Annotated in this window: 12 protein-coding genes, 2 tRNA genes and 3 rRNA genes; 1 reads left to right on the plus strand and 16 read right to left on the minus strand. The window is 42.1% G+C overall.

What is annotated here, in order from left to right:
• The 6 genes from MKX96_RS00005 to MKX96_RS00030 all read right to left on the minus strand — a co-directional run.
• Positions 1-496 (minus strand): PSP1 domain-containing protein (locus MKX96_RS00005; protein WP_340881153.1); only part of this gene is annotated, 496 nt, incomplete at its 3' end.
• Complete coding sequence (locus tag MKX96_RS00010; RefSeq protein WP_445678170.1) at positions 489-1505, minus strand: AAA family ATPase; 1017 nt, start codon at positions 1503-1505, stop codon at positions 489-491. The genes MKX96_RS00010 and MKX96_RS00005, both read right to left, overlap by 8 nt.
• Before the next feature lie 58 nt (positions 1506-1563).
• Entirely contained in the window at positions 1564-2004 is a 441-nt protein-coding gene (locus MKX96_RS00015; protein WP_169360334.1) for a YaaR family protein, read from the minus strand.
• Between the two features lie 24 nt (positions 2005-2028).
• A complete protein-coding gene (locus MKX96_RS00020; RefSeq protein WP_142643831.1) occupies positions 2029-2358 on the minus strand; it encodes a cyclic-di-AMP receptor in 330 nt (109 codons plus the stop codon).
• Positions 2359-2407: 49 nt separating this feature from the next.
• A complete protein-coding gene (gene tmk, locus MKX96_RS00025) occupies positions 2408-3049 on the minus strand; it encodes a dTMP kinase (RefSeq protein WP_251556947.1) in 642 nt (213 codons plus the stop codon).
• Between the two features lie 2 nt (positions 3050-3051).
• Positions 3052-4473 (minus strand): aminotransferase class I/II-fold pyridoxal phosphate-dependent enzyme, encoded by a 1422-nt coding sequence (locus MKX96_RS00030; RefSeq protein WP_340881160.1) that lies wholly within the window; start codon positions 4471-4473, stop codon positions 3052-3054.
• Positions 4474-4706: 233 nt separating this feature from the next.
• On the opposite strand from MKX96_RS00030, the gene MKX96_RS00035 reads away from it, so the two are divergent.
• A complete protein-coding gene (locus MKX96_RS00035) occupies positions 4707-5255 on the plus strand; it encodes a cupin domain-containing protein (protein WP_340881162.1) in 549 nt (182 codons plus the stop codon).
• 653 nt (positions 5256-5908) lie between these two features.
• Here MKX96_RS00035 and rrf read toward each other — a convergent pair.
• From rrf to dnaX, 10 genes are all read right to left on the minus strand, one after another.
• Positions 5909-6024 (minus strand): 5S ribosomal RNA (rrf, locus tag MKX96_RS00040).
• Between the two features lie 56 nt (positions 6025-6080).
• Positions 6081-9009, minus strand: a 23S ribosomal RNA gene (locus tag MKX96_RS00045).
• Positions 9010-9125: 116 nt separating this feature from the next.
• Positions 9126-9201 (minus strand) — tRNA-Ala (locus tag MKX96_RS00050).
• Between the two features lie 16 nt (positions 9202-9217).
• A tRNA-Ile gene (locus MKX96_RS00055) sits at positions 9218-9294 on the minus strand.
• 109 nt (positions 9295-9403) lie between these two features.
• A 16S ribosomal RNA gene (locus MKX96_RS00060) occupies positions 9404-10957 on the minus strand.
• The 16S, 23S and 5S rRNA genes sit together here with 2 tRNA genes alongside, the layout of an rRNA operon.
• Positions 10958-11189: 232 nt before the next feature.
• Positions 11190-11447 (minus strand): pro-sigmaK processing inhibitor BofA family protein, encoded by a 258-nt coding sequence (locus MKX96_RS00065; protein WP_340881164.1) that lies wholly within the window; start codon positions 11445-11447, stop codon positions 11190-11192.
• A gap of 59 nt (positions 11448-11506) precedes the next feature.
• Entirely contained in the window at positions 11507-11719 is a 213-nt protein-coding gene (locus MKX96_RS00070; protein WP_169361346.1) for a YaaL family protein, read from the minus strand.
• 16 nt (positions 11720-11735) lie between these two features.
• Positions 11736-12332 carry a recombination mediator RecR gene (gene recR, locus MKX96_RS00075; RefSeq protein ID WP_169361347.1) on the minus strand — a complete coding sequence of 199 codons (597 nt, stop codon included), beginning with the start codon at positions 12330-12332 and terminating at the stop codon, positions 11736-11738.
• An 11-nt stretch (positions 12333-12343) separates the two neighbouring features.
• Positions 12344-12664, minus strand: a complete 321-nt coding sequence (locus tag MKX96_RS00080; protein WP_340881167.1) for a YbaB/EbfC family nucleoid-associated protein — start codon at positions 12662-12664, stop codon at positions 12344-12346.
• Positions 12665-12678: 14 nt separating this feature from the next.
• Positions 12679-14430: a DNA polymerase III subunit gamma/tau gene (gene dnaX / locus MKX96_RS00085; RefSeq protein WP_340881169.1), complete on the minus strand. Its 1752-nt coding sequence runs from the start codon at positions 14428-14430 to the stop codon at positions 12679-12681.
• Between the last annotated feature and the right edge of the window lie 30 nt (positions 14431-14460).

The following is a 14460-nucleotide window of genomic DNA, read 5'->3' on the forward strand; positions in this document are numbered from 1 at the left end:
AAAGCATTCTTCCACAAGGACCAATACCACCTAGCATTTTTGCCTCGTCTCGCACTCCTATTTGTCTGAGTTCAATACGAGTTCTAAATACAGAAGCAAGATCCTTTACTAAGTCACGAAAGTCTACTCGACCCTCCGCTGTGAAATAGAAGATAATTTTGTTTCGGTCGAATGTATATTCAACGTCTACAAGCTTCATTTCTAATTCTCTTTGTAATATTTTTTCGGTTCCCAATGCTAATGCCTGAGCCGATTCTAAACGATTTTCTTCCACTTGGATTTTGTCCTTCTCCGTAGAAGGACGGACTACTTGCTTCAAAGGTAAAACGACATCGTTTTCTCCTACTTGTTTAATAGGTACGACGACTTTCCCATATTCTACGCCACGAGCAGTTTCAACGATTACATAGTCATCTTTCTCTAAAGCGTAGTCTACTGGATCAAAATAATATATTTTACCCGCTTTCTTAAAGCGGACTCCTACAACATTATACAAAACTATACCCCTCCTGCAGGTTAAGCATCAGCTGCTCCATCATCAGTGTCCGGTTCATATTTCTATGCAAATTTTGCTTTGCATCTAAAATCAATTCTAACTGTTTAGACAATTGCTCATACGTCTTGTGTAATGCTATCTGTTTCCAGAATGAAATCATATCTGGATAGGTACAAACTGCGAGTGGAGTTGCTTTTATAGCTACTATATCACGATAAGCAAATAGTAGTAAATCTAATACTTGTTCTGCACTTTCCTTTTCTTTTAGCAAGGGACCAAAATCTTCATGTATGCACATAAGCGCATCCTGAACACTTTTTTCACTTGCTTCCACCAATTTTATCACTGATTTCCTTGCAAGTCCAAATTGCTCGTCTTTCGCTAAAATTAGAGCTTCTTCTACTTGATTCGTCATTCTACTTACTGTAGAAGCCATTGAATCAGTAATTCCCTCTTCCATTAACTTCTTTTTTAATACTCCCTGTGGCATGGTGGCTAAACCTATATGCTGACACCTGGACCGTATTGTTGGTAATAAGGCATGCATCTTATCGGTCAATAAGATGGCAGTAATTTCGCTCTGAGGCTCCTCTAAAAATTTAAGTAATGTATTAGAGGAGCTTGTGTTCAATCGATCTGCTTCATGTATTACATAAACCTTTCTTCCTCTTTCAATAGAGGTTTTGCTCATCTCATGTATTAATTCATCAATTTGATTTCTTTTTATATTTTGACCATCTGGCTCCAGTTGAATAATGTTCAAATGATTAGATGATTTTAATCTTTTACAGTTTCGACATGTTTCACATGGAACATTTTCTGTCGAATTTTCGCAAAACATAAGCTGTACAAAAAATTGCATAACTTTCGTTTTACCTGTACCATTAGCACCTTCAATAATGTAGGCATGTCCAATACGATTTTTTGCTACTATGGATTGAATTTGTTTAATAGCAGTAGGTTGTATTTTTTCTATTCCTTCAATGGACCATTCTTCTTCCATGCTCATAGTGGTTCCACCTCTCTAAAAAATCCCGTGTTTCGCACGGTGCGATAACACGGGAACATTACGTATATAGATTAATAAGTAATCCTTTAATTTCGCCTATTTTATCTAATAATTCTATAGAGCTTTTTTCTTGGCTCAAAATTTCTTCTGCTAGCTCTACCAATTTTTCATCAATAGTCTCTACGATTTTTAACTTTCTTCCTTCACCAAATCGATTCCATGTATGAGATTGCTTTAATCCCATTCCAAAATCTACAGCTTCCTCTAGAAACTTTTTAATCAGCATTTTAAACTTAGCCATATCACGTAGATTTCTAGATCTTGCTAAACGATCTCCTGCTGTAGTAATATCTCCTAACAGTTTCGTTAAGGCTTCGGTTTGCATCCGCTGATCCTGCTTTGTAATCATTTGGCCAAACTTTGCAGATTGAATATTATTCTGCATAGTATCCTTGCGTATCTTATCTATCCCTACTCGTACATCTTGATTTATCTTCAAATTTTTCGATCCTTTCCTTCATTATTAAAAATGATGGAATTGTTCAATTGGAAGAACAAATACTGTAGCTCCTCCTACCTCTACTTCCACTGGGTACGGAATGTAAGAATCAGCATTTCCTCCCATAGGTGAAACCGGGGCTACCATCTGTTCACGTGCTCTACAATTGTCTCTTATTAATTCTAACGCAGAAGATACTAAGGAGTCATCTGTACCGATCAGAAATGTAGTATTTCCAGATCTTAAAAACCCACCTGTACTAGCAAGTTTTGTTGCACGAAACTTTGCTTTCGTTAACGCATTTGACAATCTATTACTATCTTGGTCCTGCACTACGGCTACTATTAATTTCATCGCTACTCACTCCCACTTTTCTATTCTGTTTATTTTATTATAGCATTAATTACCTAAAAATTTCTAATTCCATTTTTACTACTTTATAGGTAGCTTCTAATACTTCTTCGAGCTTTTGAGAAGCATCGATTACTTTAATTCTGTCTGGATATTGTTTTACTAAGTTAAGGTAGCCTTCTCTAACCTTTTCATGAAATTGAAGACTCTCTACATCTAGCCTATTTTTTTCCCTACTGCTATGTGCATTAATTCTTTCTAACCCCAGACTTGGTTCTATATCAAAAAGAATCGTGCGGTCGGGCATAGTCTGTCCAATTGCAAATTGATTGATTGCTAATATTTCTTCTACCCCTATACCTCTTGCATGCCCTTGATACGCAAGCGAACTATCAATAAAACGATCACAAATAACAATTTTACCAGCTTCTAGAGCAGGCAAAACTTTTTCAACTAAATGCTGTCTCCTTGCTGCAGCATATAATAATGCCTCCGTACGGCTATCCATCATTGTATGCTCGTTATCTAAGATTATTCCTCTTATTTTCTCCGAGATATTAATGCCTCCAGGCTCTCTTGTCATCACGACTTCAAAGCCCTCTTCCATTAATCTTTTTCCAAGTAATTGCATGACAGTTGTCTTGCCTGCACCTTCTGGACCCTCGCTTGTTATAAAATACCCTTTTTTTTGCACTATTAATCCTCCACAACATAAATTAGCTTTTCATCGAGTCTATGATCCCCCTGGAAGGTAGCTCCTTTATCAATCCATTCCTCCAGTTCAGTTAACATAGAAATCGTAATCTTTTCTCCTGGAATGAACAATGGTACTCCCGGTGGATACGGAATGAGTATTCCTTTAGCTATTCTTCCTATGGAGCGAACATATGGAACCCACTCGCCTTTTTTCTCATTTAAGAGGCTCATATTCATTTCAATCGTAGAAACAGATTTAAACGATTTATTTCTTATATCTTTAGGAATTATCGGTGTTTCTTTTTTAAGCTCGTCTACGGCCATTTTAATTCGTTTTCTTACCTCTGCAAAAGGGTAGTCTTGGTCCTTTTTTAGTAAAGGAAGAATTAATAATACCTGATAAGTATCCGCAAGCTCCGCATATACATGTTGTGCTTCTAAAGCCTGTTGAACTTGAAAACCAGAATAGTTCCCAACACGTATTAGTAATTTCAGTGGATCATTTACTTCTATTACTTCCACTAACTTAATCGTTTGGAGTGCCTGAATGAACAAATTTCTTTTATATATTAATTGTTTGAAATCCATTTCATTGTATCTTTGTACATAGCTTCTTGCATCATCTAAGGATGCCATTAATAAATAAGAAGGACTGCTTGATTGAAGCATCCTTAAATACTTGTTTACTTTAGAAGCTTTTATAATAGAAGAATTCATATGTAAGTAAGAACCCATTGTCATAGATGGTAATGTTTTGTGTGCAGATTGTACTACTATATCTGCACCGAAATCAAGAGCAGATAATGGAAAACCGCTGTTTGCCTTAAAATGTGCTCCATGTGCTTCATCTACTAGGACTGGAATGTCTTTTGTATGGCAATAATCGATAATCTCTTTTATTTCATTAGAAGCCAATCCATAATAAGTTGGGTAAGTGAGTAGAACACCTTTTACTAAAGGAAACTCTTCTATTGCGCTTTTAATGGTGTTGGCAGAAACAAAGGTTGTTGTTTTTGTGCGAGAATCCCATTCTGGAGTAACAAAGATAGGTTCAACACCTACAAGCTCAATTGCATGAAAAATTGACTTGTGAGCATTCCTCTGGACTATTAACTGTTCTCCATACTGGCATGTTGCATATAGCATAGCTAAATTGCCAACAGTCGTTCCATTGACAAGAAAATAACTTTTTTTTGCCCCGTATGTAGAGGCTAACAATTCTTCCGCTTCTTTAATAGCTTCTTCTGGATGATGTAAGTCATCTAAGCCTTTAAGTTCTGTAAGGTCATAGGATAAGGCCTCTTTAATAACCTCAGGAAGATTGGATAACACCCCATGTTTATGTCCTGGTACATGAAAGGAGATATTCTTTTGACTATGAAATTTTTCAAGCGCTTCTACTAAAGGTCGTTTTTCATGCATTTCTTATACCTCACCAAACTTTATTATCTTTCTATTATACATGAAATAAGACATGAAATAAGGATAGATGATTTGAACCTATTTTTGGCCAGAAAGGGTAGAACTTTATTAAATATTTATTTTCCGGGAAATTATTTTATTGTATGAATATGGCTCCTACTGCACAACAAATTGGATTAACACATATTATGCGAAGAATGTATAGCAATGACGATATAGAAAGGAGCTGCCCTATGGTTTTCCCGTTTGATTACACCTCCCCATCCGCTCAATTCACTTTTGATGTGAACACAAGTACCTTGTTTAAAAAAGATAGCCAAAACTTTATTAATGTTTTAGGGATTCAGCAATTAAACACACTAGATAATGTATCCTTACTTGATATTTTTCTTAGTCCAAACAATGTGATCGAGCCCCATTACCACCAAAATGCATCCGAACTTGTCTATTGTATTTCTGGTGGATTAACCGTCTCATTATTGAATCCCTTTACCAAGCAAATGCAACATTTTCCGCTCTCACCTGGCCAAGTAGCGAATGTACCTCAAGGATGGTGGCATTATGAAGTAGCTACAGAGAAACATACACATCTACTGGCCATTTTTAATGCTCCAACACCCGAAGTAATACTCGGATCAGATATCCTGAAGTTGACTCCAGCGAATATTATGGCCCAGACCTATTGTTTAGATAAAACTCTTTGGGAAAAAGCAATTGCACCAGTAGTCCCTTCCACATTTATTGGTCCACCTGCAAGCTGTAACAAAACTACTGAAAGTTAATTCTTAACATAATGAATTTCAGACAAGACGACATGGACTACTCCCATGTCTCTTTTATGTTTTTTTCACACTGACTTAGCGGGAGATTGATTTTTATAGCTATGTTAAAGATAAAAGTCGATTTGAAAATGTACGAAACAAATAACTTCTGTCTCTCTACTTTTCATGGGGGGGTTAGGGAATTTTTTTCGGCTAAATATTACACTGTTAGTTCCATAAAATAGTTATATCGTTAACCTAACAAAGGCACTATTATTATTGATAACACTACACTTATTAAGAATGTAATTAGCCAATCTCTTTTTTGAGTTGTTTTAAGTAGTATATTCAATACAGAACCAATACAAATACATACTATAAATCCGACAACAATATTAATGAGTTCCATGAGATACCTCCTAACAATAATATTTTCCAATTTACCCACAAATTCATTTACACAACTGTCTACCCCGTTCGTATTAAAAGGTCAGCCTGAATTGGTTGACCTTTTTTTAATGATTTTTATTATAACATTCTTTCTTGCTTCCTCGAACTCTTTGCCCCTCTGGCTTCTCGCTCACTTCCTTAGGGAGAGAGTGCCTTCGGCTTTTTCCTCTAAAAGACAAAACAAAAAAGCCGCCACCGATTACTCGGTGACGACTTCCTTTAGTGCCCAGCGACGTCCTACTCTTGCAGGGGGAGACCCCCAACTACCATCGGCGCTGAAGAGCTTAACTTCCGTGTTCGGTATGGGAACGGGTGTGACCTCTTCGCCATCATCACTAGACTTTTGAGTTGTTCACTCAAAACTGGATAAAAGACATCATATTAGAAACAAACCATTTGGTTAAGTCCTCGATCGATTAGTATTCGTCAGCTGCACGTGTCGCCACGCTTCCACCCCGAACCTATCTACCTCATCGTCTTTGAGGGATCTTACTTACTTGCGTAATGGGAAATCTCATCTTGAGGGGGGCTTCGTGCTTAGATGCTTTCAGCACTTATCCCGTCCACACATAGCTACCCAGCGATGCCCTTGGCAGAACAACTGGTACACCAGCGGTGTGTCCATCCCGGTCCTCTCGTACTAAGGACAGCTCCTCTCAAATTTCCTACGCCCACGACGGATAGGGACCGAACTGTCTCACGACGTTCTGAACCCAGCTCGCGTACCGCTTTAATGGGCGAACAGCCCAACCCTTGGGACCGACTACAGCCCCAGGATGCGATGAGCCGACATCGAGGTGCCAAACCTCCCCGTCGATGTGGACTCTTGGGGGAGATAAGCCTGTTATCCCCGGGGTAGCTTTTATCCGTTGAGCGATGGCCCTTCCATGCGGAACCACCGGATCACTAAGCCCGTCTTTCGACCCTGCTCGACTTGTAGGTCTCGCAGTCAAGCTCCCTTCTGCCTTTACACTCTTCGAATGATTTCCAACCATTCTGAGGGAACCTTTGGGCGCCTCCGTTACACTTTAGGAGGCGACCGCCCCAGTCAAACTGCCCGCCTGACACTGTCTCCTACCCGGGTTACGGGTATGGGTTAGAATTTCAATACAACCAGGGTAGTATCCCACCGACGCCTCCTCCGAAGCTGGCGCTCCGGGCTCTAAGGCTCCTACCTATCCTGTACAAGTTGCACCAAAATTCAATATCAAGCTACAGTAAAGCTCCACGGGGTCTTTCCGTCCTGTCGCGGGTAACCTGCATCTTCACAGGTACTATAATTTCACCGAGTCTCTCGTTGAGACAGTGCCCAGATCGTTACGCCTTTCGTGCGGGTCGGAACTTACCCGACAAGGAATTTCGCTACCTTAGGACCGTTATAGTTACGGCCGCCGTTTACTGGGGCTTCAATTCGCACCTTCGCTTGCGCTAAGCACTCCTCTTAACCTTCCAGCACCGGGCAGGCGTCAGCCCCTATACTTCACCTTACGGTTTTGCAGAGACCTGTGTTTTTGCTAAACAGTCGCCTGGGCCTATTCACTGCGGCTCTTCTAGGCTATTCACCCAAAAGAGCACCCCTTCTCCCGAAGTTACGGGGTCATTTTGCCGAGTTCCTTAACGAGAGTTCTCTCGCTCACCTTAGGATTCTCTCCTCGACTACCTGTGTCGGTTTGCGGTACGGGCACCTCCCACCTCGTTAGAGGCTTTTCTTGGCAGTGTGAAATCAGGAACTCCGGACATACGTCCTTGCCATCACAGCTCAATGTTACAGAGTGCGGATTTGCCTACACTCACACCTCACTGCTTGGACGTGCATAACCAACAGCACGCTTACCCTATCCTACTGCGTCCCCCCATCACTCAAACGGTGGGGTGGTGGTACAGGAATATCAACCTGTTGTCCATCGTCTACGCCTATCGGCCTCGACTTAGGTCCCGACTAACCCTGAGCGGACGAGCCTTCCTCAGGAAACCTTAGTCATACGGTGGATGGGATTCTCACCCATCTTTCGCTACTCATACCGGCATTCTCACTTCTAAGCGCTCCACCAGTCCTTCCGGTCTGACTTCAACGCCCTTAGAACGCTCTCCTACCACTGATACCAAAGGTATCAATCCACAGCTTCGGTGATTTGTTTAGCCCCGATACATTTTCGGCGCAGCGTCACTCGACCAGTGAGCTATTACGCACTCTTTAAATGATGGCTGCTTCTAAGCCAACATCCTGGTTGTCTAAGCAACGCCACATCCTTTTCCACTTAACAAATACTTTGGGACCTTAGCTGGTGGTCTGGGCTGTTTCCCTCTTGACTACGGATCTTATCACTCGCAGTCTGACTCCCAAACATAAATCATTGGCATTCGGAGTTTGTCTGAATTCGGTAACCCGGGATGGGCCCCTAGTCCAAACAGTGCTCTACCTCCAAGATTCTAACGTTTGAGGCTAGCCCTAAAGCTATTTCGGAGAGAACCAGCTATCTCCAGGTTCGATTGGAATTTCTCCGCTACCCACACCTCATCCCCGCACTTTTCAACGTGCGTGGGTTCGGACCTCCAGTAAGTGTTACCTCACCTTCATCCTGGACATGGGTAGATCACCTGGTTTCGGGTCTACGACCACATACTCATTCGCCCTATTCAGACTCGCTTTCGCTGCGGCTCCGTCTTCTCAACTTAACCTCGCATGTAATCGTAACTCGCCGGTTCATTCTACAAAAGGCACGCCATCACCCGTTAACGGGCTTTGACTATTTGTAGGCACACGGTTTCAGGGTCTATTTCACTCCCCTTCCGGGGTGCTTTTCACCTTTCCCTCACGGTACTGGTTCACTATCGGTCACTAGGTAGTATTTAGCCTTGGGAGATGGTCCTCCCGGATTCCGACGGAATTTCACGTGTTCCGCCGTACTCAGGATACACTCTGGAGGGAATGAACTTTTGACTACGGGGCTTTTACCCTATCCTGCGGACCTTTCCAGGTCGCTTCGTCTAGCTCATTCTTTTGTAACTCCGTATAGAGTGTCCTACAACCCCAAGAGGCAAGCCTCTTGGTTTGGGCTCTTCCCGTTTCGCTCGCCGCTACTCAGGGAATCGAATTTTCTTTCTCTTCCTCCAGGTACTTAGATGTTTCAGTTCCCTGGGTGTGTCTCAGATGCGCTATGTATTCACGCAAATGTACTGCCCCATTACGGGCAGTGGGTTTCCCCATTCGGAAATCTTCGGATCGAAGCTCACTTACAGCTCCCCGAAGCATATCGGTGTTAGTGCCGTCCTTCATCGACTCCTAGTGCCAAGGCATCCACCGTGCGCCCTTATTAACTTAACCTAAAAGTTAAAAGTACTACACTTGCAATCACGTAAGTGATCACAATTTGAATATCTTGCGTTTGTTTCTTTTTTTGATGTCGTTTTATCCAGTTTTCAAAGAACAAATTATTTCGTTGGTGGAGCCTAGCGGGATCGAACCGCTGACCTCCTGCGTGCAAGGCAGGCGCTCTCCCAGCTGAGCTAAGGCCCCGAAATAAAAAAAGGTATGGTGGGCCTAAATGGACTCGAACCATCGACCTCACGCTTATCAGGCGTGCGCTCTAACCAGCTGAGCTATAGGCCCTCTTTGAATTTCCATATCTATTAAAAATATTAATATACATGAACATTCAAAACTGAACTGCAAAACGTTAAGATACAGATAAAGATCTGTATTCCGAATATATCCTTAGAAAGGAGGTGATCCAGCCGCACCTTCCGATACGGCTACCTTGTTACGACTTCACCCCAATCATCTGTCCCACCTTCGGCGGCTGGCTCCCAAAAGGGTTACCCCACCGACTTCGGGTGTTACAAACTCTCGTGGTGTGACGGGCGGTGTGTACAAGGCCCGGGAACGTATTCACCGTGGCATGCTGATCCACGATTACTAGCGATTCCGGCTTCATGTAGGCGAGTTGCAGCCTACAATCCGAACTGAGAACGGTTTTATGGGATTTGCTCACCCTCGCGGGGTTGCGACCCTCTGTACCGTCCATTGTAGCACGTGTGTAGCCCAGGTCATAAGGGGCATGATGATTTGACGTCATCCCCACCTTCCTCCGGTTTATCACCGGCAGTCACCTTAGAGTGCCCAACTGAATGCTGGCAACTAAGATCAAGGGTTGCGCTCGTTGCGGGACTTAACCCAACATCTCACGACACGAGCTGACGACAACCATGCACCACCTGTCACCGCTGTCCCCGAAGGGAAAAGCCTATCTCTAGGCCGGTCAGCGGGATGTCAAGACCTGGTAAGGTTCTTCGCGTTGCTTCGAATTAAACCACATGCTCCACCGCTTGTGCGGGCCCCCGTCAATTCCTTTGAGTTTCAGTCTTGCGACCGTACTCCCCAGGCGGAGTGCTTAATGCGTTAGCTGCAGCACTAAGGGGCGGAAACCCCCTAACACTTAGCACTCATCGTTTACGGCGTGGACTACCAGGGTATCTAATCCTGTTTGCTCCCCACGCTTTCGCGCCTCAGCGTCAGTTACAGACCAGAAAGCCGCCTTCGCCACTGGTGTTCCTCCAAATCTCTACGCATTTCACCGCTACACTTGGAATTCCGCTTTCCTCTTCTGTACTCAAGTCCCCCAGTTTCCAATGACCCTCCACGGTTGAGCCGTGGGCTTTCACATCAGACTTAAAGGACCGCCTGCGCGCGCTTTACGCCCAATAATTCCGGACAACGCTTGCCACCTACGTATTACCGCGGCTGCTGGCACGTAGTTAGCCGTGGCTTTCTAATGAGGTACCGTCAAGGTACGAGCAGTTACTCTCGTACTTGTTCTTCCCTCACAACAGAGTTTTACGATCCGAAAACCTTCTTCACTCACGCGGCGTTGCTCCATCAGACTTTCGTCCATTGTGGAAGATTCCCTACTGCTGCCTCCCGTAGGAGTCTGGGCCGTGTCTCAGTCCCAGTGTGGCCGATCACCCTCTCAGGTCGGCTACGCATCGTCGCCTTGGTGAGCCGTTACCTCACCAACTAGCTAATGCGCCGCGGGCCCATCCTGTAGTGACAGCCGAAACCGTCTTTTAACATTTCCTCATGTGAGGTAATGGATTATTCGGTATTAGCCCCGGTTTCCCGGAGTTATCCCAATCTACAGGGCAGGTTGCCCACGTGTTACTCACCCGTCCGCCGCTAAATCAGAAGAAGCAAGCTTCTTCATCATCCGCTCGACTTGCATGTATTAGGCACGCCGCCAGCGTTCGTCCTGAGCCAGGATCAAACTCTCCATAATAGAGAACTTAAAAAGCTCATTTTGTTTTGCTGGCATCATCATTAAATGATGTCAAAAATTATTTTGCGTCAATCAAGCCGAAGCTTGTTGATGCTATATGTCTTAACGTTTTGCATGTTCAGTTTTCAATGTTCATTGTGTCAGCCAAACTTGTTTACCTCTTGGCGACTTCTACTATATTACACTCGTTTTAAACTTACGTCAACACTTTTTAAAAACTTTTTTTATTTTTTTATATTAGTATAGAAATAGCTACTACTGACGCTACTCCTGGAACTCCTAACACTGCTACTACTGCGCCTGTAAAAAGATTAATCGGAACCGCGTATCCTGCTGTTCCAAGTAATAAATGAACTCCGAATAACAGTAAAATAGAAAACCCTAAACGAAATAACAAGATAGAAATACTCTCAAATAAATTAGAAGACGAACTCTTCAATACTAAAAAAAGTAATAATACTAGCGAACACACAATAATGGTTAACTTCATGTTATTATCCCTCCATAAAATCAATATCCTTATTATATGAAGCTAGTACTATTAATATTCTATTTTATAATTACATTTCGAATCTTTGCCTCTTTATATAGATAGAAGTGTATACTCTCTGCCATTTTCCTTTTAGCAACTGCATCTAGATCATAGTCATTCAAGTAATCTTCAATTCGTTGAGCTTGTTGCCAATCTTCTTTGGTAGCTTTAATAAGCTCTACAAATCGTTCATCAAATTCTTTTTTTAGTTTCCCCTTTTTAAAAAACATCCAGCTCTACATCTCCTTATAGCTCTCTACGTCCTTCTAATGCTTTAGAAAGAGTAACCTCATCTGCATACTCTAAATCTCCACCTACAGGCAAACCATGTGCAATCCTCGTAGTCTTAATGCCTGAGGGCTTTACTAGACGAGATATATACATCGCGGTTGCTTCTCCTTCTATAGTTGGGTTTGTTGCTAAAATCAGTTCTTCTACTTGGTCATTCTGTAATCTTTTTAAAAGGGTCGGTACATTAATATCCTCTGGACCTATTCCATCCATCGGTGAGATAGCCCCATGCAGTACATGGTATAAGCCGTTGTAATCTCTCATTTTTTCCATTGCAATTACATCTTTTGTATCTTGTACTACACAGATCATAGATCCATCACGCTGTTTATCCTGACAAATATGGCAAGGATCTATGTCCGTGATATGTCCACAAACCGAGCAGTAGCTCAAGTTCCTTTTTGCATCTACTAGAGCTTTTGCAAAGTCTAGTACTGTATCTTCTTTCATAGTTAACACAAAAAATGCCAGACGGGCCGCTGTTTTGGGCCCGATTCCTGGCAATTTCATAAAGCTTTCAATTAGCTTTGATATCGGTTCAGGATAATGCATGATTTGTCCTCCTAGAACATGCCAGGAAGGTTCAATCCTTTCGTGAATTGACCCATAGTGGCATTAGCTGTTTCTTCCGCTTTCTTCATTGCTTCGTTGGTTGCAATTACGATCAAGTCTTGTAGCATTTCCACATCGTCTGGATCTACAACAGCAGGGTCTAAAGCTACCTCTAATACTTCTTTTTGTCCTGAAACAGTAACTTTCACCATTCCACCACCGGCAACCGCTTCAAAACGTTGAGTTGCTAACTCCTCTTGAGCTTCAGCCATTTTCTTTTGCATCTTTTGCATTTGTTTCATCATACCTTGCATATTTCCCATTCCACGCATAATTATTTTCCTCCTTAGTCATCATGTACTTCTACAAAATCTTTGCCGAAAAGCCTCTCAGCTTCCACAATCAATGGATCTTCTGAAATCTCTTCCATTCCTTGCAGTAACTCCATCGCTTCTAATGGTTCTGAAGAAGACGTCGCCTCTGACTCTGTTGAATCTTTCTTTAATCCATTTTGCTGAATAAATTCTTCTCTAATCTTTAACCAACTTTCTTCAGGTACATACACTACCTCATACATCGTTCCAGTAAGATTCGCGATAAGCTGAGGGAAAGAAGTTGAGAATGTTTTATTCTCCATTGCCATTTGACAATGTATATCATACTTAAATTTTAACACAAATGCAGTAGAAGATGCTGCAACTGGCTCCGCATCATTTAATAACGCTGCATGTGACTTTTGTAGCTGTTGTAGGATAGTTGCCCAATGAGATTTAATGGCTTGGATATCTGATTTTGTCGCCATTTTTAAAATTTCTTGAATACGCCCACTAGACACTTTGACTCCTGAAGCTTTTTGTCTTGTTCTCTTTGGTTGTTCCTGCTGAGCCCCTTGACTGTTTCCTGTAGTATAAGTGCCTTGGCTTAATTGCTGCTGAAGTTGTTGTAATTGCCCTTCAAGCAACTGAACTTTATTCTCTAATTCAGTGGTATTAACGTTACCTACGTTTGCATCTTGAGGTACTTGTGCCAATCGTATAATGGCAGTTTCTAAATAGACCTTCGCATGATTAGAAAAACGCATTTCTTGTTGGGTGTTTGTAAGAATCGAGATACTCTTATAAAGAGTTTCTACCGGAAACTTAAAGGCAAGTTCTCTAAAATGCTCATCTCCCGTAGCAATCTCTAACAATTCCGCTTGATCGGGAGCTACCTGTAGTACTAACAAATCTCGATAGAACGTGATAAAATCCTCTGTTAACCTTACAGGATCTTTTCCGTCATCTACGAGCTTTTCAATGCTCCCTAATGCATGGGCAACATCTCTTTCACTCAATGCTTCTGCAAGCTGATAAAATACATCCTGACCTATTGAACCAGTTACAAGTAAAGCATCTTCTATAGTCATTGTTTCGCCACTAAAGGATACCACCTGATCTAACATGCTGAGAGCGTCTCGCATCCCACCTGCTGCGGCCTGGGCAATGATTTTCAAAACATTTACATCGTATTCAATTCGTGCATCAGTCAGCACTTCTATCATTCTAGAAACGATATCAGTTGAGGTAATACGTTTAAAATCGAAACGCTGACATCTAGAAATGATGGTTAATGGTATCTTATGTGGCTCTGTGGTTGCCAGTATAAAGACGGCATGTGCCGGTGGTTCTTCTAATGTTTTTAATAAAGCATTAAAGGCACTTGTAGAAAGCATATGCACTTCATCTATAATATAAACTTTGAAACGAGCATTGGAAGGAGCAAAACGCACCTTTTCAATAATATCTCTTATCTCCTCTACACGAGAATTAGAAGCAGCATCGAACTCAATTACATCTGTGTTGGAACCCTCTGTAATGCTTTTACAAGTCTCACATTCATTACATGGTTCCTTTGCAGGGCCATTTTCACAGTTCAAAGCCTTTGCAAATATTTTTGCAGCACTTGTTTTTCCTGTTCCTCTTGGTCCCGAAAATAGATATGCATGAGTAGTTTTATTATAAAGGAGGGCATTTTGAAGGGTTTGCTTGATATGAGTTTGACCGGACATTTCCGCAAACGACTGAGGTCGATAAGCGCGGTAAAAAGCTTGATACGACAACAAGTTTCCCTCCCTCTTTTGTTTAAGTAA

Source organism: Psychrobacillus sp. FSL W7-1493 (assembly GCF_038004905.1).
In the GTDB taxonomy this organism is placed as follows: Bacteria; Bacillota; Bacilli; order Bacillales_A; family Planococcaceae; genus Psychrobacillus.